The organism is Microbacterium sp. BG28, from assembly GCF_034044005.1.
Taxonomy (GTDB): Bacteria; Actinomycetota; Actinomycetes; order Actinomycetales; family Microbacteriaceae; genus Microbacterium.
This window is the reverse complement of record NZ_JAXCHA010000003.1, coordinates 785,214-801,797: the sequence shown is the minus strand read 5'-3', so window position 1 is coordinate 801,797 and position 16,584 is coordinate 785,214. Positions and strand designations below refer to the sequence as shown.

The window sequence follows — 16,584 nt, the reverse complement described above, 5'->3', positions numbered from 1 at the left end:
TCGCCCGCGGGCGCCTGACCGCGCGCCGCTGACGCCGGCCTACTGGCGGTAGGACGACAAGAAGTTGCCGAGGCGCTCGATGGCCTCTGAGATCACGCGGGACTCGGGAAGGGTCACGATCCGCAGGTGATCCGGGGTCGGCCAGTTGAAGCCCGTCCCCGGGACGAGGAGGATGTGCTCGGCTACGAGGAGGTCGTGCACGAGCTTCGCATCGTCTCGGATCTCGTGCACCTCCGGATCCAGCCGCGGGAACGCGTACAGGGCGCCGGCCGGCTTGACGCAGGAGACACCCGGAATCGCCTCCAGGCCCTCCCACGCCGCATCCCGCTGCTCGTGCAGGCGCCCGGTCGGAGCAATCAACGCGTCGATCGACTGGACGCCCGACAGCGCCGCCTGCACCGCGTGCTGCGCGGGAACATTCGGGCACAACCTCGTGGATGCGAGCAGGTTGATGCCCTCTAGGAAGCCTCGCGCATGGTGGCGGGGCCCGGTGATGACCATCCACCCGCTGCGGTACCCGGCGACGCGATACGTCTTGGACAAGCCGTTGAAGGTCAGGCAGAGCAGGTCAGGCGCGAGCGTCGCGAGCGGGATGTGGCGGGCGTCGTCGAACAGGATGCGGTCGTAGATCTCGTCGGCCAGAAGCAGGAGCGAGTGCTCGCGGGCGAGTTCCACGATCTGGGTCAACACATCGCGCGTGTAGACGGCACCGGTGGGGTTGTTCGGGTTGATGACGACGATCGCCTTGGTGCGATCGGTGATCTTGGAACGGATGTCCTCGATGTCGGGCTGCCAGCCGTTCTGCTCATCGCAGACGTAATGCACCGGCGTCCCGCCGCCGAGGCTCGTCATCGCCGTCCACAGCGGGTAATCCGGTGCAGGGATCAGCACCTCATCGCCCTCGTCCAGGAGCGCCTGCATCGTCATCGTGATCAGCTCGGAGACGCCGTTGCCGAGATACACGTCATCGGGGGTGAAGGGCGGGAAGCCCGGCTCCTGCTCGTACCGGTACACGACGGCACGACGCGCGGACATGATGCCCTTGCTCTCGCTGTAGCCATGCGCGGAAGGAATCGCATCGATCATGTCGCGCACGATCTGGAAAGGCGCGTCGAAGCCGAAGACCGCCGGGTTGCCCGTGTTGAGCTTCAGGATCGTGTGCCCCTCGGCCTCCAGCCGGTCGGCCTCCACCAGGGCCTCGCCGCGGATCTCATAGAGGACGTCCTTCAGCTTCCGGGACTGATCGAGGGGGCGCAGCGAACTCATCCGATCAGGATAGTCCTGGCGCGGCCGGGCCAATCCGCATCCGCTGGCACGACTGGCGGTTCCGGCACGTCATTCGGCCGTTCTCACATAATCGCCGCCGATACGGTGAAGGGGTAACACCCCTTACCCGAAGGACTCCCATGGCCGCGCGCGATCGACTCGACGACACCTCCAAACGCATCATCGAACAGCTTCAGGAGAACGGGCGCCGCTCCTATGCCGAAATCGGCAAAGCCGTCGGGCTCAGCGAGGCTGCCGTGCGACAGCGGGTGCAGCGGTTGACGGATTCGGGCATCATGCAGGTGGTCGCCGTGACCGACCCCATGCGGCTCGGCTTCCACCGCCAGGCACTCGTGGGGTTGCGGGTCAGCGGCGACAGCCGCGCCGTGGCAGCGGAACTCGAGCAGATCTCCGCCGTCGACTACCTCGTGCTCACCGCGGGAAGCTTCGACATCCTCATCGAGGTCGTCTGCGCGTCCGATCAGGACCTCGCTGAGCTGCTGAATGCCCGCATCCGCACGATCCCCGGTGTCATCTCCTCGGAGACGTTCGTCTACCTCGAGGTGCGCAAGCAGTCCTTCGACTGGGGCACCCCCTGAACGAGCGAGCGCCCCGCATCCTGCGGGGCGCTCGCCGATCTCACTTCTTCTTCGCTCTGCGCTGTGCGCGATTCTGCGCCTCGGGCTGGGGCGCCTCGGTGCGCTGACCGAACGCTCCACGCGGGGCTTCGGCGGCCGGTGGCGCCGCGGCGGCCGGGGCTGCGGCCTGGCGCGCGCGGCCCGTGGCCGCCTTCTGCACCTGACCGCGATCATTGCGCACTTCGACGTCGCCGTCCTCGGTGGGCGCGCTGTACTCGAGCCGCTGGCCTTCGACCGAGGGGGCGACGAGCCCCTTGGCCTCCACCTCGGTGTGCTCGCCGTCCGGGCGACGCACCTCGACCTCGAGGTTGAAGAGGAACCCGACGGACTCCTCCTTGATCTGCCCCATCATCGCCTGGAACATCTCGTAGCCCTCGCGCTGGTACTCGATGAGCGGATCGCGCTGGGCCATCGCACGAAGCCCGATGCCGTCCTTCAGGTAATCCATCTCGTACAGGTGATCGCGCCAGCGGCGGTCGAGCACCTGGAGCACCACGCGACGCTCGAGCTCGCGCATCGCCTGTTCGCCCAGCTGCTCCTCGCGCGCGGCGTAGGCGATGGATGCATCGCTGCGCAGCTCGCGCTTGAGCCCTGCGGGGGTGACGCGTCCCTTCTCGCCGGCTTCGGCGACGACCTCGTCGATCGTCACGCCCACGGGGTAGACCGTCTTGAGCTCGGTCCACAACGCGTCGAAGTCCCAGCTCTCGGTGTGACCGCTGCCGGTGTGGTCGTCCACGATCGCGTCGATCGCGTCCTCGATGAACTTCGTGACGCGCCCCTGGATGTCGTCGCCGTGCAGGATCTGACGGCGGTCCGTGTAGATCGCCTCACGCTGACGGTTGAGGACGTCGTCGTACTTCAGGACGTTCTTGCGCATCTCGGCGTTACGCGCCTCGACCTGCGCCTGCGCGCTCTTGATGGCGCGCGAGACCATTCCCGACTCGATCGCGACGTCATCGGGGAAATTGGTGCGCGCGAGGATCGCTTCCGCAGCGCCAGACTGGAACAACCGCATCAGGTCATCGGTCAGCGACAGGTAGAAGCGGCTCTCGCCCGGGTCGCCCTGGCGACCGGATCGACCGCGCAGCTGGTTGTCGATGCGACGCGACTCGTGGCGCTCGGTACCGAGCACGTACAGACCGCCGGCCTCGACGACCTTGGTGGCCTCCGCCGCGACCGTGTCACGTACGTGCTGGTAGACCTCGTCCCAGGCCCCCTCGTACTCCTCGGGAGTCTCGACCGGGTCCAGGCCCTTGCTCTTCATCTCCTGCACTGCGAGGAACTCCGCGTTCCCGCCGAGCATGACGTCGGTGCCTCGTCCGGCCATGTTGGTGGCCACCGTGACCGCCCCCAGGCGTCCGGCGCGGGCGACGATCTCGGCCTCACGGGCGTGGTTCTTGGCGTTGAGCACCTCGTGCTTGACGCCCTTCTTGGCGAGCAGACGTGAGAGGTACTCGCTCTTCTCGACGCTCACCGTGCCCACGAGCACCGGCTGGCCCTTCTCGTGGCGAGCAGCGATGTCTTCGACCACCTGGGCGAACTTGGCCTGCTCGTTCTTGTAGACGAGATCGGGCTGGTCCTTGCGGATCATCGGCTTGTTCGTGGGGATCGGGACGACGCCGAGCTTGTAGGTCGACATGAACTCGGCCGCCTCGGTCTCGGCGGTACCGGTCATGCCGGAGAGCTTGTCGTAGAGACGGAAGTAGTTCTGCAGCGTCACGGTGGCGAGCGTCTGGTTCTCGGCCTTCACCGGGACGCCCTCCTTCGCCTCGATCGCCTGGTGGATGCCCTCGTTGTAGCGGCGTCCGACGAGGATGCGGCCGGTGTGCTCGTCGACGATCATGACCTCGTCGTTCATGACCACGTAGTCGGTGTCGCGCTTGAAGAGCGCGAGGGCCTTGATCGAGTTGTTCAGGAACGAGATGAGGGGCGTGTTGGCCGATTCGTACAGGTTGTCGATGCCGAGGTAGTCCTCGACCTTCTCGATGCCCGGCTCGAGCACACCGATCGTGCGCTTCTTCTCATCCACCTCGTAGTCGACGCCGGCTTCGAGCGTGCGCGCGATCTTGGCGAACTCCGCGAACCACCGGTTGGCCTCGCCCGAAGAGGGTCCGGAGATGATGAGCGGCGTGCGGGCCTCGTCGATGAGGATCGAGTCGACCTCGTCGACGATCGCGAAGAAGTGGCCGCGCTGGACGAGGTCCTCCTTGCGCCACGCCATGTTGTCGCGCAGATAGTCGAAGCCGAACTCGTTGTTCGTGCCGTAGGTGATGTCGGCGTTGTACTGCTCGCGGCGCACCTCGGGCGTCTGGCCGGAGACGATCGTGCCTGTGGTCATCCCCAGCGCGCGATAGACGCGTCCCATCAGCTCGGCCTGATAGCTGGCGAGGAAGTCGTTGACCGTGATGACGTGGACGCCCTCACCGGCGATGGCGTTGAGGTAGGCCGCGAAGGTCGCCGTCAGGGTCTTTCCCTCACCGGTCTTCATCTCGGCGATGTTGCCGAGATGAAGCGCCGCACCACCCATGATCTGAACGTCGTAGGGGCGCTGGCCGAGCGTGCGCTTGGCGGCCTCGCGGATGGCGGCGAAGGCTTCGGGCATGAGCTCATCGAGCGTCTCCCCCGCCTGATAGCGCGCGCGCAATTCCGCCGTCTCGCCGCGGAGCTCCTCGTCCGTGAGCTGCGTGTACTCCTCTTCGAGCGCACCGACGGCTTTCACGACCTGCTGGAGGCGGCGGATGACGCGGCCTTCGCCGGCACGGAGGAGTTTCTCGAGAGGGTTGGCCACGTGGCATCTCCATCTGTCGGGTGGGCGTGCTTCTGCCCAGTCGCACCCGGAGCCCGGGCACACCGCCCCCATGTTATCCGTCTGTGACCTCTCAGAGCACGACGAACGACGGGTTTCAAAGCCATTGCCCACCCAGCCGCGGCCTCGCGGCGCGCCGCGAGGCCGCGGCTGAACGTTTCCCGGTATGCATATATGCGTCCCCCGTCGCCTCGGAAGGAGCCCCATGTCGGTCAGGCAGTCACTGCTCGCCATCCTCGCGCAGGGCGCGTGCTACGGCTATCAGCTGCGCGCCGAACTCGAGCGGCGCAGCGGCACGGACTGGAGCGTGAACGTCGGGCAGATCTACAACACGCTCGATCGGCTCGAGCGCGACGGCCTCGTGGTCAAGGGCGCCGTCGACGCGCAAGGGCACGTCTACTACGCCGCGACCGAGGCGGGCGTCGCCTCCGCGTCGGGGTGGCTCCTGCGCCCCCTCCCCGCCGCGAGCGGTTCGCGAGACGAGATCGCGACCAAGATCGCCCTGGCAGCGACCCTGCCCGGTGTGGATGCGTACGCTGCTGCCCGTGCCGAGCGGGATGCGGCCGCCGACCGGCTCGCGCACGCGCGAGCGGCCGCGATCGAGGAGCACGATCTGGCACGGTCGATCGCCCACGAGGCACGTCTGGCGGGTGCGGAGGCCCAGGTGCGGTGGCTGGAGCGTGTGCTCGAGCGGCTGGCGGCGACTCCCGAGGAGTCCCGCGTGCAGCCGATCTCGCCATCCCGCCCCCGCCGGGGACGCCCCGCCCGGATCGCGTGAACGTCCGATCCGTTCCTGCTGAGAACAGGCACATCCAGCGCGCCTAGGATCGAGCCATGGCCGGTTTCTGGGGTAAGCGCAAGCGTGAGCAGCAGGCCGAGATCGACGCGCAGAACGCAGATCTCGCCCGACGCGCGCAGCAGAGTCTCGTCGCCGCGGATGAGCGCATCCGCGCCACGACGGAAGAGCTCGCCTTCGCCGAGGCGGAGCTCGGCGAACGCTCCACGAAAGAGCTGCGTGAGGCGCTGCAGGCCGTGCGCACCCACCTCGGTGAGGCCTTCCAGCTGCACCAGCTCAATCACGACGAGATCCCCGACACTCCGGAGGAGCTGCGGACGCGCAACGCGCGGATCGTGCAGCTGTGCGAGTGGGCCGAGGATCTCCTCGACGACCGCACCTCCGCACTGGCGGGGGCGGTCGCCCGGATCCGGCAGGCACCACAGGTGCTCGCCGGCGTCCGCGCGGATGCCGAGAAGCTGCGCGAACGCGTGCCCGGCGCGCGCGAGGTCGTCGAGCGCCTGCGCGAGCGCTACTCCCCCGCCGCGCTCAGCCAGGTCGAGAACGCGCCCGCCGAAGCGGAGCAGGTGCTCACCTTCGCCGCGCACAGCGCAGAGGTGTCCGTTCGCCGTCGCGAGGCGAATCGCGCCGAGGAAGCGAACATGGCCCTCGAGGCGGCGACGGAGGCCGTGCGGCGGGCCGAATCGCTCCTGGACGGCGTGGAGGACTTCGAGATCGAGGCGCTGCGCGCCGAGTCCACCCTCGCCGAGGTGATCGCGGACTCGCGCGACGACATCATCCGCGCCCGGTCGCTGCCCGCGAACCCCGAGATCCAGCAGGCGATGATCGAACTCGAGAGAGCACTCGCCGCGCTCCCGCCGGCCGGCAGCCCCGCCGACCCCTTCACGCAGCTCTCGCAACTGCGCACCGCCAACACGGCGCTGGACGAGGCTGTCGCCAAGGCACGACGCCGGGCCGAGCACCCCCTTCCCAGCCCCGCGCAGGTGAGCCACGCCGTGGACGACGCCGACCGTCAGATCGCGGTCGCCCGCAGCCTCATCAACGGTCACAGCGGGTGGATCGGCGCTGACGCGCGCACCCGTCTCGCCGAGGCGGAGCGCACGCGGCTGGAGATCGCCAACCTCCCGGACGAAGAAGACTCACGTGAGAGCGCCCTGCAGCTTGCGCGCCGCAGCGGGCAGCTCGCGAGCGAAGCACTGCAGCTGGCCCAGCGCGACATCGACTCGTCTCGCCCGCGCCACGACGATTGGGGCGGCTACGGTCGCGGCGGTCGCGGCGGCGGCATGGGCGACGCGATGGGCGGCATCCTCGGAGGATTGGTCATCGGCGGTCTCCTCGGCGACATGTTCGACTGACCCCCTCGCCGACCGACAGAAGGGGCCGCCCCTGCACAGAGGCGGCCCCTTCTCTCTTCGTCGTCAGGAGGCGACGCGCGCGGGCTGCGCGAGGGTGTCGAGCGCGATGACGCCGTAGTCCCATCCCTTGCGCCGGTAGACGACGCTCGGCTGATCACTGCGCGCGTCGATGAAGAGGAAGAAGTCGTGGCCGACCAGTTCCATCCGGTCGACGGCATCCTCGACACTCATCCACTCGGCGTCGAACTGCTTGGTACGGATGACGACCGGCGTGTAGTCCTGCTCATCCTCGGCCCCTGTCATCACAGGCACCTCGCCCGTCGCGACGGCCTTGAGCACATCGACGGATGCGGGCTGCACATCGATGCCTGCGATCTCGCCGGTTCCCTTCTCGTAGTGGGCTCCGCGTGGATGATTCCGCGCGTCGACGCGCTTGTCCTTCGCACGACGCACCTGCTCGCACAGCTTGTCGACGGCGAGATCGAGGGCGGTGAACTTGTCGCCGTCGACCGCCTCAGCGCGGATGACCGGCCCCTTTCCGGTGAGGGTCAATTCGACGGTGGAGTCCTCGTGAGCACCGTTGCGGTACGCCCGATGGGTGACCTTGACCTCGAGCCCGGTGGCCCGGGGCGCGATGTTCTCTATGCGGCTGGACTTCTCGTCCACGACAGAGCGGAAACGGTCCGAGATGCCGACGCCCACGCCGACGATGTTGGTTTCCATCCTTGACCTCCTTGTTCCGGTCCACCCGGTCAAGGGCGGACCTTCGTCGCCTTGTCACCCCCACGCTAGCCCGCGTTCATGTCCGTGTCACGAACGAATCCGGCGCGGCGTGTGTGAGCGACGCACACGACGCCCATGACCTCGGCGCCCGCCTCCCGCAGCGCCCGTGCCGCCTCGCCGGCGCTCGCTCCCGTCGTGACGACGTCGTCGACGATGACGACCCGTCGGCCGTCCAGTCGTCGACGGGCGCAAAGGCTCCCGTCGACGTTGCGCGTCCGCTCGGCGCGGCCGAGTTCTCGCTGATCGCGTGTGCTCCGGATGCGGCGGAGCGCCGACAGAGCCGGCAGGCCGCTGCGATCGAGGATCGCCTCCACCACCCGGTGTCCCCGCCGCCGGAAGGCCGCAGCGGAGGTCGGCATCGGAACGAACAGCACCTCCGCATCCGGGAAGCCTGCCCGCGCCGCGGCGGCCAGCGCTGTGGCGAACGGTCTCACGAGCGACGTACGTCCCTCCTCCTTGAGCGTGCGCAGCGCGCGGGCCGGTCGATCCGCGAAGTCGAAGGCCGCATGGACGACCAGGCCGGGCGCCAGCACGTGGCGGAGCGGCCTCGGCGCGGCGAGCACGGCGGTGCATGTCTCGCACAGAACGCGGTCCGGGACGCCGCACCCCGCGCAGTCGACGGGCAGGATCAGGGCGAGGGCGTCGGAGAGTGCGGCGATCACCCGTCCAGCCTGCTCCGCACCGCACACGAGGCGACGGCACCGCCGCTGCCCGCGAGCGCGACGCGCCGACGCCCGCCCCGTGGGGAGGACGATTCAGTCGGCGTCGCCCTGCTGCGTGGCGAGCACCTGGACCCCGGTCGCGGTCTGCACCCAGTTCGACTGGCGGCGCACGTACAGAGTGCCGTCGGCCGCGAGGATGCGCACCGCCGCCGGCGAGTTCGCACCGGAGATGGCCACCGCATCCACCGGCGCGTCGACGATGGTCGCGGCTCCTCCCACGACCTGCTGCACGAACACGGGCGCTGCCGCATCCCCCGACACGACACCGATCGTCGTCGTGTCGAGCCACGCCAGCCCGTGCGTGGGCGCGTCGAGCGTCGTCAGAGACACGGCAGGGCCCAGGGCGCTCGGGATACCGGTCGAGTCCCGCTCGACGCCGGCCACGACCAGCATCGATCGGCCGCCGGCGGTCAGCACGGCGGCCATCCGGCTGCCGTCGCGAGAGATCTGCATCGCGTCGATGCGACTCGCCCCCCACGCCGAAGGCACGTCGAGGACGGTGCCGTCCGTCCCTGTCGCCCGGACGCGGGACGGCTCGGCGGCCGGGACGGTCCAGATGGTGCCGAAGGGATCGATCGTGGGGGCGAGGACGCCGGCACGATCGTCGACGATGCGGCTGACGCCCTCGTCGGTGATCTCCGCCGCCGATCCATCCGGGAGCAGGACGGCGGCCGTGCTCCGGCCGACCCCGAGCTGGACGGCTGTCGGCTCGGCCTCGAGGAGCGCGGACGACAGTCCGGGCAGCGGTGTGAGCTCGCCCGAGAGGAGGTATCCGAATCCGTCCGCGTCGCGCACCAGCGCCCGTGAGTCGACGAGCGTCGACCGTGTCGGAATCCTCGATGCGTTCACCCTCGCGCCGTCGACCTGCATCTCGACCGCGGTGACCTGCGCGGTGACCAGGCTCGCGGAGAGCTGGGTCTGCATCCGGTCCAGAGTGACCTGATCCAGCCCGAGCGCCTGCTCGCTGAGCTGTGCCTGCGCGACGCCGTTGGTCAGCGGCACGGAAGGCACGAGCGTGACGTTGTCGGGGAAGGCGGAGACGACGGATGCGGCGAGCCAGGGCGAGGGTTCGCCGTTCACGACGGCGGCAGCGATCCTCGTCAGTGCGTTCGTGGTGGGGAACCAGCGCACGTCGGGAACCAGGTATCGCCAGGTCGGATCGAAGTACATGACGTCGTACGAACGGAACACGTTGCGGAACAGGTCCTCGTCGAGCACGATGCCGTCCGGCGCGTGCGTGATGCGCCACTCGCCGTCGGCACCCTGAGCGAGCGCGAACGGCAGGGGAACGCTTGCTCCCTCGTCCGACAGCGTGTACGTGCCGGCCTCATCGATCGTCGCCTGCGGAGTGACATCGAGCACGATCTCGTCATCGATCTCGGCGTAGCTGCGGTCGGCCAGCACGTCGACGATCACGCCCGCCTCCGGCTTCCACTGGTCGCGATAGCCGTCCGAGAGGAACTGTCGGGCCACCTGCCAGTTGTCCTGCGGTCCGGACGCGGCGCGCACGAAGCCGTCGACGATCTGCCGGGCCGTTGCACCGGGCTGCGGGCCGTCCGGACGGTAGATCACGTCGGGCGCCGTGGAGTCCGACCCCAGTTGCGGCCCCGGCTGCACCGTCCCCGTCGTCGGCAGGCCGGCGCACGCGGTGAGCACGAGCGCGAGCGCTCCCAGCACGGCGATGAGGACCCGTCTCATGTGGACTCCTTGCCTCGCAGCGCGCTGTCGACGTCGATCGGTTGGGTGAGCCCCAGATCGTCGAGGCCGTCGCCCTCAGGAGCCAGCGAGAGCGGCGAAGAAGCGGGCTCCGCGCCGGCGCGGCGCGGCAAGGTGAGCACGAAGTTGGTGCCGAGCCCGAGCGACGACCAGACGCCCAGGGTGCCGCCGTGCAGACGGGTGTCGCCCAAGGCGATGGCCAAGCCGAGTCCCGTGCCCCCGATCGTGCGCTTGCGCGACGGGTCGGCACGCCAGAAGCGGTCGAAGACCCGCTCCTGGTCTTCGGGCCGCATTCCCATCCCGTAGTCGCGCACCCCGACCGCGACCGCATCCTGATCCGAATCCACGGTCACGACGATGGGCCGGCCCTCGCCGTGCTCGATCGCGTTGCCCAGGAGGTTGCGAACGATCCGGCGCACCCGCCTGGGGTCCATCTCGACGGGCGAGTAGCCGCCGGGCGCCACGAGGCGCACGTCGCTGCCGTGCTGTTCGGCGAGTTGGTGCATCTGGGCGACGACGTCCTCGGCGAGATGCGCGAGGCTGGTGGGCTCGAGTTCGAGTTGCACGGACCCGGCGTCGTAGCGGCTGATCTCCAGCAGGTCGGTGAGCAACGTCTCGAACCGCTGCACCTGCGCGTGCAGCAGCTCGGCGGCGCGCGTGCTCACCGGGTCGAAGGCCTCCCGATGGTCGTTGAGCACGTCGGCGGCGAGACGGATGGTGGTCAACGGCGTGCGCAGCTCATGGGAGACGTCCGAGACGAAGCGCTGTTGCACGAGCGAGAGTTCCGCGAGCTCCTTGATCTGCGCTTGGATGCTGTCCGCCATCGCGTTGAAGGAACGACCGAGGGTGGCGATCTCGTCCTCGCCGTGCACATCCAACCGCACGTCGAGTCGACCGGCCGCCAGTTCCGCCGAGGTGTGCGCCGCCTCCCCGATCGGCACGGTCACCGACCGCAGGACGAACCACGAGATCCCCGCGATGATCGCGATCAGTGCCAGCCCCACGACCCAGAGCGTCCCCTGCACGAAGCCGAGGGTCTGATCGGCCGCGGCTAGGTCGTAGGCGATGTAGAGCTCGTACGCGCCGACGCCCGCGACGTTCAGCTGCTGTCCGACCGCGATCCCGGGCACCACGCGCCCCGACGCGTCGGTGAGGGCGATCGACTGCCACCACTGCACGTCGGCGTCCGAGCGCACCTTGTCGCGCAGCGCATCCGTGATCTGACCGTCCCAGTTGCCGCCGCCGAGCACGAAGTCCTGCGGGGCGGTCGCCGAAGGGGTCTGATCGACGCGGAACATGGCGACCAGGTCCGAGTCGGACTGGCGCCCGAGGCTGGCCATGACGCTGTCGACGACGTTGCGCACCTGGGCGCTGTCGCCCTGCAGCGCCGAATCGAGCGTGGCCTGAGCCGCGGTCGTGGCGCGGCGGGCATCGCCCAGCACCTGGTCGCGACGCGACTGGAACAGGTCGTTCTGGATCGCCAGCGCCATCCAGGCGCACGCCACGAGGATGGCCAGCGTCGACAGCGCGATCGTGAGGACGAGCGTGCGGAAGCGCAGTGAGCGCTGCCACGAGCCCAGCACCCGCGACGGCCAGGTGCGCCAGGCGCGCAGCTCGCGCCGCAGCCGGACTGCCGGCCGGGGGGCGGTCGCGGCGGGCATCCTCAGCTCGCGGCGCCGGCGCGGTATCCGACGCCGCGCACCGTCGTGACGATCTTGGGGTTGTCGGGGTCGAGCTCGACCTTCGCGCGCAATCGCTGGACGTGCACGTTGACGAGTCGGGTGTCCGCCTTGTAGTGGTAGCCCCACACCTGCTCCAGGAGCATCTCGCGCGAGAAGACCTGCTGCGGCTTGGAGGCCAGCGCGACGAGCAACTCGAACTCCAACGGCGTCAGCGGGATGGGGGTCGATCCCCGTCGCACCTCGTGGGCGGCGACGTCGACGGTCAAGTCGCCGATGCGCAGGCTCTCCCCGGCATCCGTCGCGGCCGGACGGAGACGGGTGCGGATGCGGGCGACCAGCTCCTTCGGGTTGAACGGCTTGACGATGTAGTCGTCGGCACCCGACTCGAGCCCCGCGACGACGTCGGCGGTGTCGGTGCGCGCGGTCAGCATGATGATCGGAACACCGGACTCCGCGCGCAGGCGCGTGCAGATCTCGATCCCGTCCATGCCGGGCAGCATCAGATCGAGCAGCACCAGATCGGGGCGCTCGGCGCGGAAGGCGTCGACCGCTTGAGCGCCGTCGGCGCAGAACACCGTCTCGAAGCCCTCGGTGTCGAGCACGATCCCGATCATCTCGGCCAGGGCCGTGTCGTCGTCGACCACGAGAATGCGTGATGTCATGAAACGCGTTCTTCCTTTGCGTCCGCTCGGCGGCCGGGTTCCACCGATGCCCCCGTGCGCCCCTTCAGAGTAGTCCACACGCGGGCCGGGGCCCACGAGCCTCCCTTCAGGTGTGTCACGATGAAGGCGATGACGACCGCGAGGAGATCATGACGACCGCGCAACCCGGATGGACGCCCGCTCCGCGCGCGGGAATCGTGCCGCTGCATCCGCTCACGTTCGGAACCGTGCTGGGGCGCTCCTTCGTCGCTCTGCGACAGAATCCTCGCGTGCTGCTGGGGTTCGCGTTGGGCATGCAGATGGCGACGTATCTCGTGCTGCTGGTCGCGGTCGGCGGCATCGCCTACGCCAGCTTCTCGCGCCTGGCTACCGTGCCGGTGTCGAGCCCTGACTACCCCGACCTGTTCGCGGGCGCGACGGCGATCACCGTGGTCTCCAGCCTCGTGCTCGGCATCGCGAGCTCCGCGCTGACGGTCATCGTGCAGGGCGTGGTCGTGGCCGAGGTCGCGCACGGCGTCCTCGCCGAGAAGCTGTCGGTCCGAGCGCTGTGGCGGCGGATCCGCCCCGCCTTCTGGCGCCTGTTCGGCTACATGCTCCTGTCCTCGGGTGCCGTGCTGGTAGCCGTGGCGATCCTCGCCGCGGTGGCCTTCGCGCTCGGCGTGCTCGCTCTGGCCGCCGGAATCATCGTCGCGGTCCTGTTCGTGCTGGCCGCCATCCCCCTTGCCTTCTGGATGACGACACGGCTCTTCCTCGTCACGCCGATCCTGGTCTTGGAGGGGTCGGGCGTCTTCGCGGCCATCGCACGATCCTGGCGCCTCACGCGCGGCAGGTTCTGGCGCACCCTCGCGACGTGGTTCGTCATTCAGACCGGCTTCGGAATCATCACCCAGATCGTCGTGGTGCCCCTCAACTTCTTCAGCGGCATGTTCGTCGGCGTCCTCTCTCCCACGGGCGACCCGAACGTCGCCGCCGTCATCGGCACTGTCGGGGTCGGCCTCGTGGTGCAGATGGTGTCGCTTCTGGTGCAGTCGATCGCGCTCGTCGTGAATGCCACGGCCGCCTGTCTCGTGTATGTGGACGCTCGGATGCGCACCGAGGGTCTCGATCTGGACCTGCAGTCGTACGTCGACCAGCGTCAGATGGGCGCGGGCGTCGCCGACCCCTATCGTTGGCACATCGGCCGGACGGTGGCACCGCACCCCGCCGCCTGGCTGCCGCAGACCGCTCCGTGGCCGGGCGCATACCCGGCTCCGCAGGCGGACGGATACGGCCCGCCGCCCGCGTACACGCCGCCCGGAGCCGCCGCACCCGCACCTCCGGCCGCACCGGCGCAGACCGCCACGGATCAGCCGGCGGGCGACCAACCACCGGCTGGCACGCCGACACCGACCGACTGGGCTCCGCCACAGGCGGGTCCGGACCAGCGGTGATCCTCGCCGCGGCCGCGCCGTTGATCCCCGACGGCGACGAGGCCAGACGTCTCGCCGAGCGGGAGCTCGCCGATCCGAGCTATCGTGCGGCTGAACCGACCCCCTTCGACCGCATCGCACGAGCCATCGGCGACGGCATCGCCAAGCTGTTCGCCGGCGACGTGGATGCGGCGTGGGCGCCCCTGGTCGCCATCGGTGCGCTGCTGCTGGTCGTGCTCCTGGTGGTGCTCGCCGTCCTCATCTGGGGCCGGCCGCGCTCCCGAGGCCTCGTCCGCGCTGCCCACGGCGAGCTCTTCGGCGACGCCGTGACCGCCGGAGCCGGCGAACTGCGCCGCACTGCAGCCGCGCTCGCCGAGCACGGCGACTGGGAGGCGGCGACCGTGGCCGCCGTGCGCGCCCTGGCGCGCGGGCTCGAGGAGCAGCGGCGCGTCACCGTGGCACCCGGCGCCACGGTGACCGCCTTCGCGCGGTCAGCGGGTGCCGTCTTCCCCGCCGAAGCCTCCTCGCTCATCGAAGCGGCGCACGACTTCGATGACGTGCGCTACCTGCACCGGCCGGGAAGCCGCGACGCGTACGAGCGTGTCCGCGCCCTCGACGATCGACTGTCCCGCGCCCCGGTGACGCAGCGATGAGCGTACGTCCCCGACCCGCCCGCGCGCGCACGTGGGCCGTCATCGGCGCCGCCATCATCGTCGTCGGCATCATCGGCGCGGTGGTCTCCGCGAACATGCGATTCAGCGCATACGACAGGTTCGATCCGGACGATCCCGGTCCGGACGGGATGCGCGCGCTCGCCCGCATCCTCTCCGAGCAGGGCATCGACGTCGTCGTGACACGAGACATCGCGTCCGCGGAGGCCGCACTTCGCGAGGGAGAGAGCACGCTCGTCCTGCCCGATTCTCCGCTGCTGTCGGACGCGCAGCTGACCTCGTTGGCAGACGCTGCGGACTCGGTGGTCGTGTCCGATCCTCGTGCGCGCTCGGTACGGCTCCTCTTCGACGGCCGCATCCAGGGATACGGCACCGCTGCCGCCATCGCTGCGGACTGCGATCTGCCTGTGGCACGGCGCGCGGGAGCGGTCAGCGTCGGGGCGACGTTCGCCGCACCGGATGCTGTCGGCTGCTACCCGGTCGATGACGCGTTCGGGCTGCTCTGGGAGCAGCGAGGGGACTCGACCCTCGCCGCCGTGGACGGGTCGATTCTCTTCACCAACGAGCACCTCGCCTCCGACGGCAATGCGGCTCTGGCGCTCGGTCTGCTGGGCGCGCACGATCGCCTGGTGTGGCTCGTGCCCGCCCTCTCCGCCGGCACCGGCGCGACGGGCGCGACGCTGGGCGAGCTGACCCCGCCGTGGGTGACACCGGCGATCGTGCTGCTCGGCGCGACTGCTCTGGCGGCCGCGATCTGGCGCGGCCGGCGGTTCGGCCCCCTCGTGCACGAGCGGCTCCCGGTCACGGTGCGCGCCGACGAGACCACGCGCGGCCTCGGCCGGCTCTACGCCCGTGCCGGCGCGCGCGATCATGCCGCGGCGCTGCTGCGAGGGCGCGCCCGCGATCGCGCGGCAACGGCCCTGTCCGTGCCGCACCGCGCCGACGCCGCGGCGACCGCCGATGCCGTCGCCGCGGCCACCGGCATCCCACCCGCCCGCAGCCGCGCGCTGCTCGGCGACGAGCCCGTCGCCGACGACCGGTCGCTCGCTCGCCTCGCTGCAGATCTCCGCGCCCTCGAGGCACGATTGACCCCGTCCCGCCCGCGAAAGGAATCGCAATGACCGAGAACTCCGACGACGCTCTGCGGATGGCGATGCACGGCGTGCGCACTGAGATCGGCAAGGCCGTGGTGGGCCAGGACGGCGTCGTCACGGGGCTTCTGGTTGCGCTCCTGGCCCGCGGGCACGTCCTGCTGGAGGGTGTGCCCGGCGTCGCGAAGACGCTGCTCGTGCGCGCGTTCAGCCGCGCGCTCGGACTCGACACGCACCGCGTGCAGTTCACGCCCGACCTGATGCCGGGCGATGTCACCGGGTCGCTCATCTACGACGCGCGCTCCGGCGAGTTCGAGTTCCGCGAAGGTCCGGTGTTCACGCAGGTGCTGCTCGCGGACGAGATCAACCGCACGCCGCCCAAGACCCAGTCGGCGCTGCTGGAGGCCATGGAAGAGCGTCAGGTGTCCGCCGATGGTGTGACCCGCCCGCTGCCGGCGCCGTTCCTCGTGGCGGCGACCCAGAACCCCGTGGAGCATGAGGGCACGTACGAGCTGCCCGAGGCACAGCTCGACCGATTCCTGTTGAAACTGCGCGTCGACGTGCCCGAGCGGGATGCCGAGGTGCAGGTGCTGCGCCGTCACGCCGATGGGTTCGATCCGCGCGCGCTCGACGCCGTGACGCCGGCCACGGATGCGGCGGGCATTGCCGCCGCGCAGCGGGCGGCCGCATCCGTCGAGGCCTCCGACGACCTGCTCGGCTACATCGTCGACCTCGCGCGGGCGACCCGCGATGCTCCCTCCGTGCAGCTGGGCGCGAGCCCCCGCGCCGCGACCGCGCTGCTGGCCACCGCGAAGGCGTGGGCCTGGCTGGGCGGCTACCCGGCCATCACGCCGGATCACGTCCAGACGATGCTCACCCCGACCTGGCGCCACCGGCTGCGCCTGAACCCCGAAGCGGAGTTCGAGGGCGTCACGGTGGACGGCGTGCTCACCGCGATCCTCGCTCAGACGAGGGTCCCGATCTGAC

General features: G+C 69.9%; 14 protein-coding genes. 7 read left to right on the top strand and 7 right to left on the bottom strand.

Annotation, left to right across the window (positions count from 1 at the left end):
• Window positions 1-39 precede the first annotated feature (39 nt).
• The gene (locus SK224_RS14790) at window positions 40-1,266 is read right to left on the bottom strand and encodes a pyridoxal phosphate-dependent aminotransferase (protein WP_320435417.1); all 1,227 of its coding nucleotides are present in this window, start codon (window positions 1,264-1,266) and stop codon (window positions 40-42) included.
• A 140-nt stretch (window positions 1,267-1,406) separates the two neighbouring features.
• On the opposite strand from SK224_RS14790, the gene SK224_RS14785 reads away from it, so the two are divergent.
• Window positions 1,407-1,865: an Lrp/AsnC family transcriptional regulator gene (locus SK224_RS14785; protein WP_307319551.1), complete on the top strand. Its 459-nt coding sequence runs from the start codon at window positions 1,407-1,409 to the stop codon at window positions 1,863-1,865.
• A gap of 40 nt (window positions 1,866-1,905) precedes the next feature.
• Here the strand turns inward: SK224_RS14785 and secA are convergent, their stop codons facing one another.
• Window positions 1,906-4,692, bottom strand: coding sequence for a preprotein translocase subunit SecA (secA, locus tag SK224_RS14780; RefSeq protein ID WP_320435416.1), 2,787 nt, complete (start codon window positions 4,690-4,692; stop codon window positions 1,906-1,908).
• A gap of 223 nt (window positions 4,693-4,915) precedes the next feature.
• Here secA and SK224_RS14775 point away from each other — a divergent pair, with 223 nt between their 5' ends.
• A complete protein-coding gene (locus SK224_RS14775; RefSeq protein ID WP_320435415.1) occupies window positions 4,916-5,488 on the top strand; it encodes a PadR family transcriptional regulator in 573 nt (190 codons plus the stop codon).
• 56 nt (window positions 5,489-5,544) lie between these two features.
• Window positions 5,545-6,861, top strand: a complete 1,317-nt coding sequence (locus SK224_RS14770) for a hypothetical protein (protein WP_320435414.1) — start codon at window positions 5,545-5,547, stop codon at window positions 6,859-6,861.
• A gap of 63 nt (window positions 6,862-6,924) precedes the next feature.
• On the opposite strand, the gene hpf is transcribed toward SK224_RS14770, so the two are convergent.
• The 5 genes from hpf to mtrA all read right to left on the bottom strand — a co-directional run bounded on the left by hpf (window position 6,925) and on the right by mtrA (window position 12,426).
• Complete coding sequence (gene hpf, locus SK224_RS14765; RefSeq protein ID WP_320435413.1) at window positions 6,925-7,584, bottom strand: ribosome hibernation-promoting factor, HPF/YfiA family; 660 nt, start codon at window positions 7,582-7,584, stop codon at window positions 6,925-6,927.
• Between the two features lie 65 nt (window positions 7,585-7,649).
• Entirely contained in the window at window positions 7,650-8,306 is a 657-nt protein-coding gene (locus SK224_RS14760) for a ComF family protein (RefSeq protein ID WP_320435412.1), read from the bottom strand.
• Window positions 8,307-8,399: 93 nt separating this feature from the next.
• Entirely contained in the window at window positions 8,400-10,064 is a 1,665-nt protein-coding gene (locus tag SK224_RS14755; RefSeq protein ID WP_320435411.1) for an LpqB family beta-propeller domain-containing protein, read from the bottom strand.
• Window positions 10,061-11,743, bottom strand: coding sequence for an MtrAB system histidine kinase MtrB (gene mtrB / locus SK224_RS14750; RefSeq protein WP_320435410.1), 1,683 nt, complete (start codon window positions 11,741-11,743; stop codon window positions 10,061-10,063). The genes SK224_RS14755 and mtrB overlap by 4 nt, the downstream gene beginning before the upstream one ends.
• Window positions 11,744-11,745: 2 nt before the next feature.
• Window positions 11,746-12,426, bottom strand: coding sequence for an MtrAB system response regulator MtrA (mtrA, locus tag SK224_RS14745; protein WP_137416386.1), 681 nt, complete (start codon window positions 12,424-12,426; stop codon window positions 11,746-11,748).
• Window positions 12,427-12,536: 110 nt separating this feature from the next.
• Here mtrA and SK224_RS14740 point away from each other — a divergent pair, with 110 nt between their 5' ends.
• The 4 genes from SK224_RS14740 to SK224_RS14725 are packed head-to-tail and all read left to right on the top strand — an operon-like array spanning window position 12,537 to window position 16,583.
• Entirely contained in the window at window positions 12,537-13,856 is a 1,320-nt protein-coding gene (locus SK224_RS14740; RefSeq protein ID WP_320435409.1) for a glycerophosphoryl diester phosphodiesterase membrane domain-containing protein, read from the top strand.
• Window positions 13,853-14,488, top strand: coding sequence for a DUF4129 domain-containing protein (locus SK224_RS14735; RefSeq protein ID WP_320435408.1), 636 nt, complete (start codon window positions 13,853-13,855; stop codon window positions 14,486-14,488). The genes SK224_RS14740 and SK224_RS14735 overlap by 4 nt, the downstream gene beginning before the upstream one ends.
• A complete protein-coding gene (locus SK224_RS14730) occupies window positions 14,485-15,627 on the top strand; it encodes a DUF4350 domain-containing protein (protein WP_320435407.1) in 1,143 nt (380 codons plus the stop codon). Before SK224_RS14735 ends, SK224_RS14730 begins: the two co-directional genes overlap by 4 nt.
• Window positions 15,624-16,583, top strand: coding sequence for a MoxR family ATPase (locus SK224_RS14725; protein WP_320435406.1), 960 nt, complete (start codon window positions 15,624-15,626; stop codon window positions 16,581-16,583). The genes SK224_RS14730 and SK224_RS14725 overlap by 4 nt, the downstream gene beginning before the upstream one ends.
• Window position 16,584 lies beyond the last annotated feature (1 nt).

Coding starts and splice junctions, on each gene's coding strand:
- SK224_RS14790 (WP_320435417.1), bottom strand. CDS start 1,266: ATGAGTTCGCTGCGCCCCCTCGATCAGTCCCGGAAGCTGAAGGACGTC.
- hpf (WP_320435413.1), bottom strand. CDS start 7,584: ATGGAAACCAACATCGTCGGCGTGGGCGTCGGCATCTCGGACCGTTTC.
- mtrB (WP_320435410.1), bottom strand. CDS start 11,743: ATGCCCGCCGCGACCGCCCCCCGGCCGGCAGTCCGGCTGCGGCGCGAG.
- SK224_RS14725 (WP_320435406.1), top strand. CDS start 15,624: ATGACCGAGAACTCCGACGACGCTCTGCGGATGGCGATGCACGGCGTG.
- mtrA (WP_137416386.1), bottom strand. CDS start 12,426: ATGACATCACGCATTCTCGTGGTCGACGACGACACGGCCCTGGCCGAG.
- SK224_RS14755 (WP_320435411.1), bottom strand. CDS start 10,064: ATGAGACGGGTCCTCATCGCCGTGCTGGGAGCGCTCGCGCTCGTGCTC.
- SK224_RS14730 (WP_320435407.1), top strand. CDS start 14,485: ATGAGCGTACGTCCCCGACCCGCCCGCGCGCGCACGTGGGCCGTCATC.
- SK224_RS14770 (WP_320435414.1), top strand. CDS start 5,545: ATGGCCGGTTTCTGGGGTAAGCGCAAGCGTGAGCAGCAGGCCGAGATC.
- SK224_RS14775 (WP_320435415.1), top strand. CDS start 4,916: ATGTCGGTCAGGCAGTCACTGCTCGCCATCCTCGCGCAGGGCGCGTGC.
- SK224_RS14785 (WP_307319551.1), top strand. CDS start 1,407: ATGGCCGCGCGCGATCGACTCGACGACACCTCCAAACGCATCATCGAA.